At 58.2% G+C, this 782-nt stretch carries 2 protein-coding genes; one reads left to right on the top strand and one right to left on the bottom strand.

Translation table 11 applies throughout. The features are described 5' to 3' along the window. Window positions 1–349 (bottom strand): motility-associated protein (locus tag AC1DT3_RS23075; RefSeq protein WP_477467488.1); only part of this gene is annotated, 349 nt, incomplete at its 3' end. A 131-nt stretch (window positions 350–480) separates the two neighbouring features. Between AC1DT3_RS23075 and AC1DT3_RS23080 the strand changes: the two genes are divergently transcribed. Continuing rightward, window positions 481–782: DUF1217 domain-containing protein (locus tag AC1DT3_RS23080; protein WP_477467489.1), on the top strand; the 302-nt coding region annotated here is incomplete at its 3' end.

Here is a 782-nt window from a genome sequence, read left to right on the forward strand (position 1 = left end):
ATATGGCCCTCGACCTCGTTGCGCGGTTTCGTTCGCAATTCACGCATATATGGCCCTCGACCTCGTTGCGCGGTTTCGTTCGCAATTCACGCATCAGGGCGTAGAGAAGGCCGAGAAGCGCAAGGTATTCGCGGCGTTTCGGGACGGCTCCGGTCACGGCTTCGACCGCGGCGCGTCCCGTGTCGGCGACCAGGGCCATCGGATTGGCGACGATATAGGTACCGACAGCAATGCCGCCGATGATGACGAACTCCCACGGCTGCCAAATGACGGCGAGATGCCCACCCATGGCGGCGAACCCGCCGAGGAGAGAGCCGATAGCAATCACTAAGCCGATGATGACGCCCAACGAACCAGCCTCACTTGCACTGTACGAGGCAGGAGATCTACGGAGTCAGGCTTGCGCGAGGCTGGAAGGGTCGGGGAAAGGTTCGGGCAAGCTCTGCGGCCTAGCACAGCAGGATCGAGGTGGGGTCCGCCATGCTGACGACATTCACAAACTACCAGCTGATTACCAGGGATTTGCAAAAATCCCTCGCCCGCACCGCGTCCGATCCCATCATTGCGCGGGATACGGCCTACTATCTCGAAAACATCGGAAATGTGAAATCGATCGACGATTTTCTCAAGGATCATCGCCTTTATAGTTACGCGATGAAGGCGCACGGCCTTGAGGACATGACTTACGCCAAGGCCTTCATGCGTAAGGTCTTGACGGAAGGCATCGAGGATAAGGCGAGTTTCGCCAATCGCCTTTCCGACGACCGATACAAGGCGTTTGC

Source organism: Microvirga sp. P4_G7 (assembly GCF_056401005.1).